Source organism: Levilactobacillus humaensis, from assembly GCF_024345185.1.
Classification (GTDB): domain Bacteria; phylum Bacillota; class Bacilli; order Lactobacillales; family Lactobacillaceae; genus Levilactobacillus; species Levilactobacillus humaensis.
This window is the reverse complement of sequence record NZ_BROB01000004.1, coordinates 37068-48830: the sequence shown is the minus strand read 5'-3', so window position 1 is coordinate 48830 and position 11763 is coordinate 37068. Positions and strand designations below refer to the sequence as shown.

Annotated in this window: 15 protein-coding genes and 1 tRNA gene; 4 read left to right on the top strand and 12 right to left on the bottom strand. The window is 48.4% G+C overall.

What is annotated here, in order from left to right; translation table 11 throughout:
• Positions 1 to 28 precede the first annotated feature (28 nt).
• Positions 29 to 487, bottom strand: coding sequence for a universal stress protein (locus OCU14_RS02080; protein WP_125544679.1), 459 nt, complete (start codon positions 485 to 487; stop codon positions 29 to 31).
• 193 nt (positions 488 to 680) lie between these two features.
• On the opposite strand from OCU14_RS02080, the gene OCU14_RS02075 reads away from it, so the two are divergent.
• On the top strand, positions 681 to 818 hold the full coding sequence (locus OCU14_RS02075; RefSeq protein WP_261809574.1) for a hypothetical protein: 138 nt from the start codon (positions 681 to 683) through the stop codon (positions 816 to 818).
• A 287-nt stretch (positions 819 to 1105) separates the two neighbouring features.
• Here the strand turns inward: OCU14_RS02075 and OCU14_RS02070 are convergent, their stop codons facing one another.
• The 4 genes from OCU14_RS02070 to OCU14_RS02055 all read right to left on the bottom strand — a co-directional run bounded on the left by OCU14_RS02070 (position 1106) and on the right by OCU14_RS02055 (position 5466).
• The gene (locus tag OCU14_RS02070) at positions 1106 to 2719 is read right to left on the bottom strand and encodes a BCCT family transporter (RefSeq protein ID WP_309296914.1); all 1614 of its coding nucleotides are present in this window, start codon (positions 2717 to 2719) and stop codon (positions 1106 to 1108) included.
• Between the two features lie 312 nt (positions 2720 to 3031).
• Complete coding sequence (locus tag OCU14_RS02065; RefSeq protein WP_261809573.1) at positions 3032 to 3640, bottom strand: sugar O-acetyltransferase; 609 nt, start codon at positions 3638 to 3640, stop codon at positions 3032 to 3034.
• A gap of 431 nt (positions 3641 to 4071) precedes the next feature.
• On the bottom strand, positions 4072 to 4521 hold the full coding sequence (locus tag OCU14_RS02060; RefSeq protein ID WP_261809572.1) for a VOC family protein: 450 nt from the start codon (positions 4519 to 4521) through the stop codon (positions 4072 to 4074).
• Positions 4522 to 4635: 114 nt separating this feature from the next.
• Positions 4636 to 5466 (bottom strand): ribonuclease H family protein, encoded by an 831-nt coding sequence (locus tag OCU14_RS02055; protein ID WP_261809571.1) that lies wholly within the window; start codon positions 5464 to 5466, stop codon positions 4636 to 4638.
• Positions 5467 to 5736: 270 nt separating this feature from the next.
• On the opposite strand from OCU14_RS02055, the gene OCU14_RS02050 reads away from it, so the two are divergent.
• Complete coding sequence (locus OCU14_RS02050; protein ID WP_261809570.1) at positions 5737 to 6210, top strand: hypothetical protein; 474 nt, start codon at positions 5737 to 5739, stop codon at positions 6208 to 6210.
• A 104-nt stretch (positions 6211 to 6314) separates the two neighbouring features.
• Here OCU14_RS02050 and codA read toward each other — a convergent pair whose 3' ends face one another.
• Positions 6315 to 7550 (bottom strand): cytosine deaminase, encoded by a 1236-nt coding sequence (codA, locus tag OCU14_RS02045; protein ID WP_057879337.1) that lies wholly within the window; start codon positions 7548 to 7550, stop codon positions 6315 to 6317.
• 35 nt (positions 7551 to 7585) lie between these two features.
• Positions 7586 to 7882 (bottom strand): hypothetical protein, encoded by a 297-nt coding sequence (locus OCU14_RS02040; RefSeq protein ID WP_261809569.1) that lies wholly within the window; start codon positions 7880 to 7882, stop codon positions 7586 to 7588.
• A 105-nt stretch (positions 7883 to 7987) separates the two neighbouring features.
• Here OCU14_RS02040 and thiD point away from each other — a divergent pair, with 105 nt between their 5' ends.
• Positions 7988 to 8803, top strand: a complete 816-nt coding sequence (gene thiD, locus OCU14_RS02035) for a bifunctional hydroxymethylpyrimidine kinase/phosphomethylpyrimidine kinase (RefSeq protein WP_261809568.1) — start codon at positions 7988 to 7990, stop codon at positions 8801 to 8803.
• Between the two features lie 64 nt (positions 8804 to 8867).
• On the opposite strand, the gene OCU14_RS02030 is transcribed toward thiD, so the two are convergent.
• The 3 genes from OCU14_RS02030 to OCU14_RS02020 all read right to left on the bottom strand — a co-directional run bounded on the left by OCU14_RS02030 (position 8868) and on the right by OCU14_RS02020 (position 10082).
• Positions 8868 to 9047 carry a hypothetical protein gene (locus tag OCU14_RS02030; RefSeq protein WP_261809567.1) on the bottom strand — a complete coding sequence of 60 codons (180 nt, stop codon included), beginning with the start codon at positions 9045 to 9047 and terminating at the stop codon, positions 8868 to 8870.
• Positions 9040 to 9732 carry an NAD(P)H-dependent oxidoreductase gene (locus OCU14_RS02025; RefSeq protein ID WP_261809566.1) on the bottom strand — a complete coding sequence of 231 codons (693 nt, stop codon included), beginning with the start codon at positions 9730 to 9732 and terminating at the stop codon, positions 9040 to 9042. The genes OCU14_RS02030 and OCU14_RS02025 overlap by 8 nt, the downstream gene beginning before the upstream one ends.
• 200 nt (positions 9733 to 9932) lie before the next feature.
• Positions 9933 to 10082: a hypothetical protein gene (locus OCU14_RS02020; protein WP_261809565.1), complete on the bottom strand. Its 150-nt coding sequence runs from the start codon at positions 10080 to 10082 to the stop codon at positions 9933 to 9935.
• Positions 10083 to 10311: 229 nt separating this feature from the next.
• Between OCU14_RS02020 and OCU14_RS02015 the strand changes: the two genes are divergently transcribed.
• Positions 10312 to 10385 (top strand) — tRNA-Arg (locus OCU14_RS02015).
• Positions 10386 to 10748: 363 nt separating this feature from the next.
• Here the strand turns inward: OCU14_RS02015 and OCU14_RS02010 are convergent.
• Entirely contained in the window at positions 10749 to 11282 is a 534-nt protein-coding gene (locus OCU14_RS02010) for a hypothetical protein (RefSeq protein ID WP_261809564.1), read from the bottom strand.
• A gap of 18 nt (positions 11283 to 11300) precedes the next feature.
• The gene (locus tag OCU14_RS02005; protein ID WP_261809563.1) at positions 11301 to 11726 is read right to left on the bottom strand and encodes a hypothetical protein; all 426 of its coding nucleotides are present in this window, start codon (positions 11724 to 11726) and stop codon (positions 11301 to 11303) included.
• Between the last annotated feature and the right edge of the window lie 37 nt (positions 11727 to 11763).

Here is an 11763-nt window from a genome sequence, read left to right as displayed (position 1 = left end):
TAAAACGAGGCAGTGAACCATTATTTGTTTATCGAATGACAATAACTGAAACATCAGACTTTTTCGCCAAGCGTAACCCGATGGCACCGGGACGACCGTGACTAGCAAAGTCAACGTCGGCTCCTGAAACGATCAGGTCAGGCTTGAATTCTGGAACAATCTTTTGAAGAATGACGTCATCGACATCGCCACCCTCACCAACGATTGACCGAACATCTTCGACTCCAAAGGCTTTCGCTCTATTGGCGTAGTCTTGCACGATGGCCTTCAGGTGATCGCGCTTTTGGTTGAGTTTGTCGGGCATCAGTGACTCATAAATACTGATATCATTGTTCTCAAGCACGGAGGCAATCCCCAGATGAGCCTGATAGTCCCGGGCCATCGTCAACGCGAACCGGAAAGCCCGGCTCGTCGACGGCCGGTCGTCCTCGTCAATCGTGATTAATATCCGCCGGAAAAATAGTGGATTATTACTTTCGTCTGCCATAAAACCCCTCCTGCAATGATTGGTAACACGAGCCCATTGTATCATATCTGACAGGAAAGAAGCCGCCTGTCCCGTAAAATTTTAGCCAGGGAAATCTATGCAATAACTAAACCTTTTCATTCTAAACTAGCTAGTGTATGGTTAATTTAGATCAGCAATCACATCACGTTCCCACCCCATGGAGGTGCCCGCAATGCCAACCGAAACCGACTTCAAGTCAGCTGCTAGTATCACATCCATTCGGCTGAAATGGGACGCCTTCTACAATACCGATGACGAGAACGACAACAATTTTGCGAAAAACTTTGATACGACTTTGAAATTAAAGTAGCTTCCTCTTAACTAGCTTGAAACGAAAAGAGTCACCAGTAACCTTTCCTTTGCGGAGAGGTGCTGGTGACTCTTGGTTTTGTTAGATTTACTTTTAGATCGTGAGTTTGCCGAGAGTTGTCAGACGGAAGGGAGCGGCTCTCGCCGTCCAATCCCGGTACTGGCGGCCTCGGAAACGTGTTCGCTCGGGCTGCCCCCTCCGCTTAGCCCCGATCAGCACCCGTTCGGCTTCGCCAAACAGGCACCGGTCGACGCTAATGCTCAGGGTCAACCGCCCTCGCTCACACTCTACCTCGCGTGGTCCGGCGAAAGAATCATTGGTCCGCGAACCGCACGTGGCAATTCGACGGTAATCCGACGAACAACCACCGGTTGAGGCACGACCACCGGTGCCGTCTTTGGCTTGGCAGCCAACATGTGCCAGATTGAATGTAACAACAGCACACAGACAAACATCAGTGGAAATCCAGCAATCGTGGAGACCGTTTGAACGGTCTTAAAGCCCCCAACCATCACAATTCCGAAGGAGAAGAAGATGAAGACAACCACCCAGATCATCCGATTCCAACGACTTGGTTCTTCACCGTCATCCAAGTGAAGACTGGTAAAGGATGACACAATGAAAGCAGATGATGAAATCGTCGTGGCCAAGAAGATGAAACAAGAGATACAATACAACGCTAAGATAATCATCTTAAATGGCAATGTCGCAATCACCGTGGCAACCACGGCGGCTTGACCCTGCGTGTTTAAGATGTGGACCAAGTTAACGGCTCCGGTACGTTGTAACCACAGGGAGTAACCCCCAAAGATCGCGTAGAAGCTCATGCACCCTAAGGCCCCATACGTCAACATCCCCACGAGGACTTGACGAATCGTCCGGCCTTTAGAAATCCGGGCAATGAAGAGTCCCATGACGGGCATGTAGGAGAGCCACCAACCCCAGTAGAAAATAGTTTCCTGCTGAGCGGTACTGTCTCCCCCATTGGGTAAGGTGTTGGTCGACATGGCCACAAACTTCTGAGCCATTAAACCAATACTGTTCGTTTCAGAATTTAAAATATAAACTGTGGGTCCAATAATTAAAATAATCGCTAATAGCCCCAGCGCCGTCCAAATATGAGCGGAACTTAAGCGGTTGATCCCACCATTTAAACCATGGAAGACCGTGACCGCAAACAGAATAAATAGAATCACAAAGAGTTCAATTTTTAGCATCAAATTATCTTGAACACCGGTAAGCCGGCTTAAAACCTTGGAGATAATGGGGATTTCCATCCCAACGGATGAACCAATCCCGCCCATGATACCAAAAACCACCAAGAAGTCCACGACGTGCCGCGCAATGACCTTGCCCTTGCTGTCACCTTGAAGACTGGTGATAGCGGCACTAACTCGTTGAACCTTAGCGTGCTTGACGTACAACACGTAAGCAATCGCAATGGTGGCTGGCGCAAACATCATCCAAGCCATTGGACCCCAGTTGAACTGCCCCAACATGTGTGCTGCGCTGTAAGCTTCTCCGGAGAAAGGCTTCAGTCCAAACGCAGGGTGTTGTAAGTAGCGCAATGGGTCCACGATGGACAGCATCAAGATGCTGGCATCGATCGCCGTAGCGAAGACCATGGACCCCCACTGGAAGTTGCTGTAGTGAGGCTTGTCCTCTGGGTCACCAAGTTTTACTTTACCAAATTTACCAAATGCCAAATACATAAAAAATAAAAAGTTGACCACGTACACCATCATATAGGCCCATGACATGCGAGTATCAATCCAATTCAAGATGGAGCTCAGAGTGGCTTGTAATTGGCCACCGCCTAAAATGAATAACAATGACGCGAGTATAAATAACACGATGGTTGGTACGAATACTAACTTATCAATATTTTTACGCGCTAAAATAAATAATCCTCCTCATTTGATTCCTGAGAAATCCGGTGGACTCTCAGCGGCATCGATTCAGAAGAGATTGTACGAAAAAAGCGCTGTTCCCAGGTCGTCTTACGAGCCACCTGTACAGCGCCTAACGGTTGTATACAAATTGCCTTCGCAAATCTCTTAAAGCGATATCCACAATCCATTATACGCGGAAGCAATGATTAGTAAAATCTAGCACTACAATAAGATTTTTAAATAGAAGTTAAAGCGGTTACACGCCCTATCATGATAGGAATCTAAGAATTTGATTAGAATTTACGTCGAGGGCGATTTCGACTAGTCGCCGAGCTTATCTGCCCAACGTGCCTTCGCAGCGGCATTTCCAGCTTCACTGTTGTCAATTTTCTTAATCGCCCGAGCCGGATTACCCACGATGACCACGTTATCCCCGAAGGATTTCGTGACGACCGAACCGGCGCCGACGACCACATTATCTCCCAAGGTAACCCCAGGAAGAATCGTGACCCGACCGCCCAAACAGGCATTGTTGCCGATAGTAATGGGCGCACCCATCTCAACGTCATTCTTCCGCGCCATGGCGTTCAAGGGGTGAACTGGCGTGTAGAGGCCAATGTTTGGACCAAAGTAGCAGTTTTCCCCAATTGTAATCGGACAGGTATCTAGGAACGTCATATCATAGTTCCCGTAGAAATGATCCCCGATGTGGATGTTCCAGCCGTAATCAAACTTGAACCCCGCCTCAACGAAGAAGTCATCCCCGGTATCTTCGATTAATTTCCGATAACCGTCGTTTCTTTCTGCGTTGTCATCCAGCTGATTGACTGCCCGTAATTGCTTACGCGCCACCATCCGCCGTGCGATAAGTTCCTTGTCAAATTGTTCGTACGGTTGTCCCGCCGTCATCTTTTCTCGTTCCGTTGCCATATCTTGAATCACTCCTCTTGCGTTTCATGATAACACGCGAGTGGCCTGGCCCCCAAATCGGTTCGCAGTGGCGACCAGTGTCTGATACCCAAACGCGCTCACGACAAATAGCCTTTGGGTACCAATCTGTTGTCCTTGATTCTTCGCGAAACCTGTCGTTGCTCGCAGCTATTCATTTCAAAGTAGCATGCTTCGATTGTCCATCACTACCTCAGGCGGCCAATCCGCCTCTACAAATGCAAAGAATGGCCTGAGACTTTTGTCTCAGGCCATTCTTGCGCTCCGAACATCTACGGTCGAAACGTGTGACAAAAGGCAGTCAACTCCGCTTAACCCCGATAGACAAATAATCCAAGACCGGGATTATTCGCCTATCGACGTTAATGCTCATTGACTAACCGCCTTTTGTCACACTCTCTCACTAAAATTCTTTAATTATCCAATAACATCGGCTGTTCACGCAAAATCCAGGTAATCCCGTAGGCATCAACGACCTGTCCCATCTTGCCGCCAGCGGTCTGTGTCGTAAACGGACTGATAACCTTGACATCCGATTTAAGTAGATGTTGATACAGGTCGGTCAGAGCCTTAACGCCTTCGGAATCCTGTTCATCCACCGCAATCATTAAGGACACCAAGGTTGATGAAGTCGGTTGACCCATCAATGCATCAGCACACTGAATATCTAGGCCCATGACCCGAAAGCCCCCACTCATGGTCATTTCGGCCAAATTCATGGTTGGTTCCAGCCCAAATTGTTCAACCTCACCCGCTGTCGGACTAACCCGATAGGCATCGGTTGCACCAAACACCTGCTCATAGTAGGTGATGGCCTCTTTCGCGTTTTCAAATTCCAGATACGGAATTAATTTTGCTTGCATCATCGGTACCCCATTCATTGACTTAATTTTTTAAACCCATGACTAGGACTGGCAGACCAGTCTAGTCCCCCAAATTAGGTTATCCGCATGTAATCCTTAGGTCTCATTATACCCTTAATTATCAAGAAATGGAAAATCCTGTAAGCTACGGCTCAGATCGGCCACAGATTGGGCCGTCGTTTGGCCGTGTTTCGGCGTCGTTGTCGCCTTAGTCTGTGGCGTCACTGGGGCCTTCACTTGCGAGTGATTCCCGCCACTCATTCGATCCATCGTTTCATTCAACAAGTGATCGACAAAAACGTTTCCTTGGTTCGTCGCATGGCCCTTCGTCCACTGATAACTCAAGTGTGCGAATTGGGGTAACAACCGGTCAACCTCTTGCCATAATTCAGCATTGGCCAACGGCCCCGCACTCCGCTTCCAACCACGACGTTTCCAGCCGGCCAACCAGCCTTGCGTCACAGCATTTAGCACATAACGCGAGTCCAGAACAAAGCAAATCTTCTGATCGGCCACACCCAGATCAACCAGATGTTGCAGGGCGTTTTGAAAAGCCATGATTTCCATCCGATTGTTGGTCGCGCCGAACTCACCATCGGATCCCTTCTCCACGCGATCAGGTAACTCGATTCGATAGGCCCAAGCAGCCTTATCCTCAGCACGGACGTGTCCGCCGGCAACGTTGCCCGTGTTCCGCGACCCACCATCCGTGTACACAGTAATGTCCGCATCTGCCGGGCTCGTCGTTGGCTGTGTTGCCTGACGCCGCTTAGTGGTGGGCTTGGTTTCTGCCTGTCCCTTCATGAAGGCATTGGCCTCGGCCGCTGTTGCAAAACTCTTGTACTGAGCCCCGGAAAAGCCGCTCACCTGGCTCTGGGTCTCTGGCCAAGTTCGATAGATACCCGGCTTCTTTCCTTTGCGCACCGCATAGTATTTCTGTGCCACCTAAATCCCTCCGCTTTCAAACTAATCTAAGCTAGTTTACCATACTTTACCCACAATCCTGTAAATCCACAATTGCCAAGTTTATGGTGCCGTTACCATCCCCGGTGTCTTGCCTGAAAGTTTCTGAAAATTCAACGATCCTTAAAAAAGGTTAATTTAAAAGCTTAAATTGTTTTCATAACTTTTATATTATGATAACCTAGATAGTGTGAGTATTGGCCGGAGACTGTCAGTACCTGTATTTTTTTCAATTATTTAAGGGGGTTTTTGATGAAGAATCCAATCCACGCTTCACTTATCACCGTCGACCAAGCCCGCGCAATGCTCAAGGATCAGCGAGAACAACGTGACGAACGTTTTCCCAAGCTGTCCACCTCCGGCCAATACATTTTACCTGATTACCGGATGACCAGAAAACGCGAGGCTTTCAAGATTCGGCGTCACACGTTCCTGAAGAAACATTACCGTTCCTACGTTGCCTTTGATTCCGACAACGGCCAGACCCTTTGGATTCACAACTTTTCCAGTTTATCCGAAGCTTGTTTCTGGCTCAACATGGGCTTGAAGCCCAACGATACGGACTCTGCCAGTTCCTACAAGGAATGGAAGACCCATCACGTTGACGAACTTGAAGCTCTGAAGGCCGAATTACGCGACATGAATCAAGCCAAGCGTAAACCAGCGGCACCTGCCGAACCGGCCAGTGTCATTACTGTTAAAAAAACTAAACGCACTCGTAAATAGGTGCGACTCAGACAAGCGTTCCGGAATTTTTTCCGGAACGCCTTTTTTGACTAAAAAACGACCTTCCCCGCCGTCAGGCAGAGAAAGTCGTCATTAATTTAAGCTTAAAGGTCTAAGTGAACCTGCTTCGGGTCGGTCTTCACGATCACCTTACCATGGTGAATCGAGTAGAGGACTTCGGAACGTTGGTTCAAGGCGTTGTAGAAGTTATCATTGTTCATGATGACCAAGTTAGCTGGCTTGCCAACGGTGATGCCATAGTGGTCACCTACGTGCATGGCCTTAGCCCCGTTAGTTGTCACGAACTTGTATGATCCATTGATGTCATCGTAACCCATCATCTGGGTCACATGGATTCCCATGTGCAACGCATCCAGCATGTTCCCGTCACCCATTGGGTACCAAGGATCCTTGATATCATCTTCCCCAAAGGCCACGTTAACGCCGGCAGCGTTCAATTCCTTCACGCGGGTCAACCCACGACGCTTAGGATAGGTGTCGAAACGACCACCTAAGTGGGTGTTAATCAGTGGGTTAGAAATCATGTTGATGTGTGACATCTGTAAGAGACGCATCAGTTTGTAGGCATAGGCATTGTTATAAGACCCCATGGCCGTGGTGTGGCTGGCCGTCACTTGGTCACCCAAACCGGTTTCTAAGGCTAACGTGGCCAAAGTCTCCAGCCCACGAGAGGCCGGGTCATCAATTTCATCACAGTGGGCGTCGACCAACTTGCCATACTTTTGAGCGAGTTCAACGGCGAAGTGGAGGGATTCCACGCTGTATTCACGAGTGAATTCAAAATGCGGAATAGCCCCGATAACGTCGACACCCAACTTAGCAGACTGTTCCATCAGTTCTTTCCCATGTGGGAAGGAGAGAATCCCCTCTTGAGGGAAGGCCACTAATTGTAATTCAATAAAGTCTTTAACTTCATCACGAACCTCAATCAAGGCTTTTAATGCCGTGAGGTCAGGGTCGGTGACGTCCACATGAGACCGCACGAACTGCACCCCATGTGAGGCCTGAAGTTCCAACGCTTGGCGTGAACGGGTCTTGACGTCTTCAATACTGAGCGTCTTCTTCCGTTCTGACCAAATGCGGATACCGTCGAATAAGGTCCCGGATTGGTTCCATTCTGGGTCACCGGCCGTCATGGTACTATCCAAATGAACGTGAGGGTCAACAAATGGTGGCAAAATCAATTTACCGTGCGCATCAATCACCTGTTCGTGATCTTTTGCCGTTAAATGATCAGCAATTGCCGTAAACTTGCCATCCTCAATGCGAATATCTTGTGGTTGTGTTGCATTTTCGATAAGACCTTGTTGAATTAACATGGGCGTTAATCGACCTCCTACAATTCTATTTTCACCTAATAAAAACCTGGGATCGTCATGCCCAGCCCCAACAACGTGGCGTCCACCACCAGCCCCAGAATGAGGGCAATGGTGATCACCGTTGATGGAATGAGGCTCCAAGCGGACCCCCGCTTGGCGGCACGACTTAACCCTATTAAGCTTATCACAGTTAATCCGATCCCGATCGATAAAGTCACGGGTTCGCTGGAAAAAATTTGATATCCCGTCGTCACCGATCCCACGATCGCATACCAGCTGACAACGACCCCCATGACCCACCAAAAAGCCAACTGTCGCAGGGCTTTAGACATGGTCCTCACTCCTCATAGATTTATTTATAGAGGGACTTAATAGCGCGCTTACAATCACTTATGCTATGCTAGACCCATTCTTAAAACACTGGAGGTCTCACTCTTATGGTCAACTCATTTCCACAAGCCCTCACCATCGCTGGGTCTGATAGCGACGGTAGTGCCGGCATGCAAGCCGACCTACATACTTTCTTTGCCCGGCACGTCCACGGTGCCTCAGTCATCACCGCCTGTGTCGCCGGTAACTCCTATGGTATCCATGCTAGTATCCCCATGCCAACCGACTTCATTGACCAAGAATTTAAGGACCTCGCCGACGACTACCACATCAAGGCCGCTAAGACCGGGATGTTGGCTGATTCCGAGTTGATCCATAACGTTGTTAAGAATTACCAGGCCGCCGACTTCGGGCCCCTAGTCGTGGATCCCGTCATCATGACTAAGCATGGTAACCAACTCCTGGAAGAGAGTGCCTTTAACACGCTACGGACCGAGCTGTTGCCACTCGCTACGGTCCTCACGCCTAACTTCTACGAGGCTCAGAAGATTGCCGAAATGACGATCAACAACGATGCTGACATGGAAGAAGCTGCCCGTAAAATGCAAAAGATGGGCGCCAAGAATGTCATCGCCAAGGGTAGCCATGCTAAGGAAAACCAGACACACGTCAAGGACTTCGTGCTGTTAGATTCCGGCGAGAACTTCTGGTTGAGTGAACCTTACCATGAGACCGACCGCGTAAACGGTACTGGCGACTCCCTATCTGCTTGCATTACCGCAGAACTCGCCAAGGGGACTCTGATGAAGGATGCGATTATGATTGCCAAGCAATTCGTAAATACCGCCATCGGTAATCCCGTTGAAGTCGGCCACAAATTTGGCCCCATCAACCACTGGGCCGCGATGGAACAAAACCTTTAATAATGAACGCGCTACACTGGGTCACGACATCAGTCGTGGCTCTTTTATTTTATCATCATACCCTTTACCACTGATCGGGGCTCCAGGTGCGGCCATCGACCTCACCCCCGAGTTGGTCCGCTCGCCGGTCCTGCTCGGCAATGAGTTGTTTTAAGGCTAGCCAGAAGGCGCGATCGGTAAACTTTTCCTGTTGCTGGGCCAATTGATCAATTTGTTCGTTTAACCACGCTGCATTCTCAGTCATCACTCTGCTCCTTTATGAGTGCCAGGGTATCAGCCAACTGGTCCAGGTCGGCACTCTTCTGCTCGAAGACGCTGGCAATCAATTTGCCTTTGGCCTGCTGGTCTGCTGGTAACCGATCAATCATTTCCGGTAATCTTTCAGCAAACCAAGCCTGACGAGAGGTGAGGCTGTCTGGTTGGGCTTGCGTCAAATAACGCTGATAGCGAATCACCAGTTGAAGCTTTTCACTTTCATCGAGATACCCAAATTGATGAATAGCCAGGGTGGGCAACCAGATCATCTTAGCCCGCTGCGCTACCGCCGCGAGTGGCGCCAATGCGGCGTCCAGGGTAATCCCCTCAGCGCCACCCCGTTGAAAAGCCTTACCCGGCATTCCTGTCGTGACCACCACGCCGAGTTCCTTCCCCGCGAGTGGATACCGGTGATCGCCGTAAACAAACTTTCGGGTTAACACCGTGTCCTCCCATTGCTTGAGGCTGGCTGGAGCGGCAAACCAATAGAGGGGAAACTGCAGAATGACCCGATCGGCTTGACGAAGTCTCGTCTGTTCCTGGTCGACGTCAATGACTTGTTGGCCGTCCAACCACTCCCAATCGATCCCTGTGGCCGGTAGACTTTCCTTTAGAAACTGTTGACTACTCGAATCTGCCAGATGGGGATGAGCTACCAATACTAACGTCTTCATTGTCGTGCGAACGCCCTTTCTGTCGTGTACTTGATTGTAGCCCCACTTTATCACAAATCCTCTTTATTTAGGGACCTGAAGCCCGTCTCATCCAATAATCTAGCCATGCTAGTATGGGTAACTCTAGCCGCTTTCGTAAAACTGCGTATAAGAAAAGTGACCGGAATAATGAATCCAGTCACTGCTAAATGAAAATTTAGTTAAATCAAACGACGGTCAGAATCGTCAGGTAACTTGCTTCGGGTAGCGAGATGCTTACTATTCTTTCGGAATGCCTCTCGGTTGTTGAGATACAACTGACCACCTGCCGCTAAACCAATAATAAATAAAATAATAACTAGTGCACGCATAGCAATTCCCCCCGTCTACTTTTAGGTTACAGTTATATTATCGTAATGTTACAGGAACATTGCAAGCCGTTTTGCCCAAAAATTAAAAATTCTTGAGATTTTATCAGGCTAGTAAGTTAAGCCTGTAAACCTGACCAGGGGTTGGCCGTCAGAAGCAATTCCTAACAGTAATTGACAGGTTGGGTTGGCTTCTCTATAATTAAGAAGTTGTCGAGCAGACTTCCATTAGGTCGCAATAGCTCAGCTGGATAGAGCAACGGTCTTCTAAACCGTAGGTCGAGGGTTCGAATCTCTCTTGCGACAGTAAGTAGCATATTTACTGATTGCCATTGGCTGCAAAACACCGGTATATCAGCATTCTGTATTTTTACTAAGTCAGGTAAAAGCATATAAAATAGAAAAAAGTCGGTCAAATGTCGGTCAAAAAACCTGGGCGGGTAGAATACATAAAATTAAGAGACACTCACAAAGTTTGTGAATGTCTCTTTTTTTAGTGTAATCTTATCTAAACAATAATTGTATTTCTTTTAACAGTGCTCGTGTTCTGCTACATCATTAACGGCGGCCGAAATTAATCATCGACCTTTGCCAGCTGTGAATGGCATCGCCACAGTACCCCTATATCGATAAAATAAAAACGCTCACCATCACTGGTGGGCGCTATTTTTATTTGGCGTTCCGTTCTACCATCTTCAGGTATCTCTTATAGGCTTCAGGATTAGACTTCTTCAGTTCTGCCACTGATTTGGCCAGTGAGGCTTCCACTTCATCATCATGCTCGCTTAGATATTTCTCGTCTTCCTCTTTAGATTCTCTTTCAAACTGCTCTAATTTTTTATCGAAGTCATCCACACCGCTTTGAATGGCAATCAGATCATCTAGGACTGAACCGGGTGTTGCCCCCACCACTTCAGCCACAGCGAAAATAATGTTCATCTTAATCTCGCTAACGTCTGGCTTGTCAACCGCCCGATTGAGTTGGGTTTCACTCACGTCACTCGCCTGGGCGACCTGATAGCGCGTAGTCCCGTGGGCGTATAGATAGCTGTCTAGCACGCCTTTGTTGTCGGCCCAGTATGAGTCTAGCACATCGGATTCACTCATCCCTTTATCTGAAAAATAGGCCAGTGCCGCTTTCTTTGCATCGCCATCTCCGGCAAGTACATCCAGTGCCTTCAGTCTTGCTTCAATATCTTCCATCTAATATCGTTCCCTTCATTAAAAGTAGCAGCTTCCCGAATCGGGGTCTACCAGCATCTGAGCCTCAATCGCATACATCTTTTTTTCCAACTTCGTTCCTCGCATCCGGCCAGACACAGTATAGGCAACATTTTTCGGATAGCCGTGCCGGTACCACATATCGCTTGGATGAGTATCCAGCTCGTTCCCGTCCTTGTCCAGCATCACAATGTAGTGTCTGTCATAGTGATTGGCCGCGTATGTAATCTTTTTGGCCACATCTGAAATGACAACCTTATATTCATCGAAATAACGGAGTCTGTTTTCCCCTCGATGCAGGTCTTTACCTCTGCGAATAAAATAAACTGCTTTTCGTGCGGCCACCTCACGCTGAAGGCCAAACTCACTCCTATAAATCCGATAGCGTGGGGCTTTTCCTGAGTGTTTTTTCATCACTATTGCCATGACTGCACCTCTCTTCCATATCTACATACTACACCTA

Bases quoted from the DNA above. Each gene is read 5' to 3' on its own strand.
- OCU14_RS02080 (WP_125544679.1), bottom strand. From the start codon at position 487: ATGGCAGACGAAAGTAATAATCCACTATTTTTCCGGCGGATATTAATC.
- OCU14_RS02075 (WP_261809574.1), top strand. From the start codon at position 681: ATGCCAACCGAAACCGACTTCAAGTCAGCTGCTAGTATCACATCCATT.
- OCU14_RS02065 (WP_261809573.1), bottom strand. From the start codon at position 3,640: ATGGCAACGGAACGAGAAAAGATGACGGCGGGACAACCGTACGAACAA.
- OCU14_RS02060 (WP_261809572.1), bottom strand. From the start codon at position 4,521: ATGCAAGCAAAATTAATTCCGTATCTGGAATTTGAAAACGCGAAAGAG.
- OCU14_RS02050 (WP_261809570.1), top strand. From the start codon at position 5,737: ATGAAGAATCCAATCCACGCTTCACTTATCACCGTCGACCAAGCCCGC.
- codA (WP_057879337.1), bottom strand. From the start codon at position 7,550: ATGTTAATTCAACAAGGTCTTATCGAAAATGCAACACAACCACAAGAT.
- OCU14_RS02040 (WP_261809569.1), bottom strand. From the start codon at position 7,882: ATGTCTAAAGCCCTGCGACAGTTGGCTTTTTGGTGGGTCATGGGGGTC.
- thiD (WP_261809568.1), top strand. From the start codon at position 7,988: ATGGTCAACTCATTTCCACAAGCCCTCACCATCGCTGGGTCTGATAGC.
- OCU14_RS02030 (WP_261809567.1), bottom strand. From the start codon at position 9,047: ATGACTGAGAATGCAGCGTGGTTAAACGAACAAATTGATCAATTGGCC.
- OCU14_RS02025 (WP_261809566.1), bottom strand. From the start codon at position 9,732: ATGAAGACGTTAGTATTGGTAGCTCATCCCCATCTGGCAGATTCGAGT.
- OCU14_RS02020 (WP_261809565.1), bottom strand. From the start codon at position 10,082: ATGCGTGCACTAGTTATTATTTTATTTATTATTGGTTTAGCGGCAGGT.
- OCU14_RS02010 (WP_261809564.1), bottom strand. From the start codon at position 11,282: ATGGAAGATATTGAAGCAAGACTGAAGGCACTGGATGTACTTGCCGGA.
- OCU14_RS02005 (WP_261809563.1), bottom strand. From the start codon at position 11,726: ATGGCAATAGTGATGAAAAAACACTCAGGAAAAGCCCCACGCTATCGG.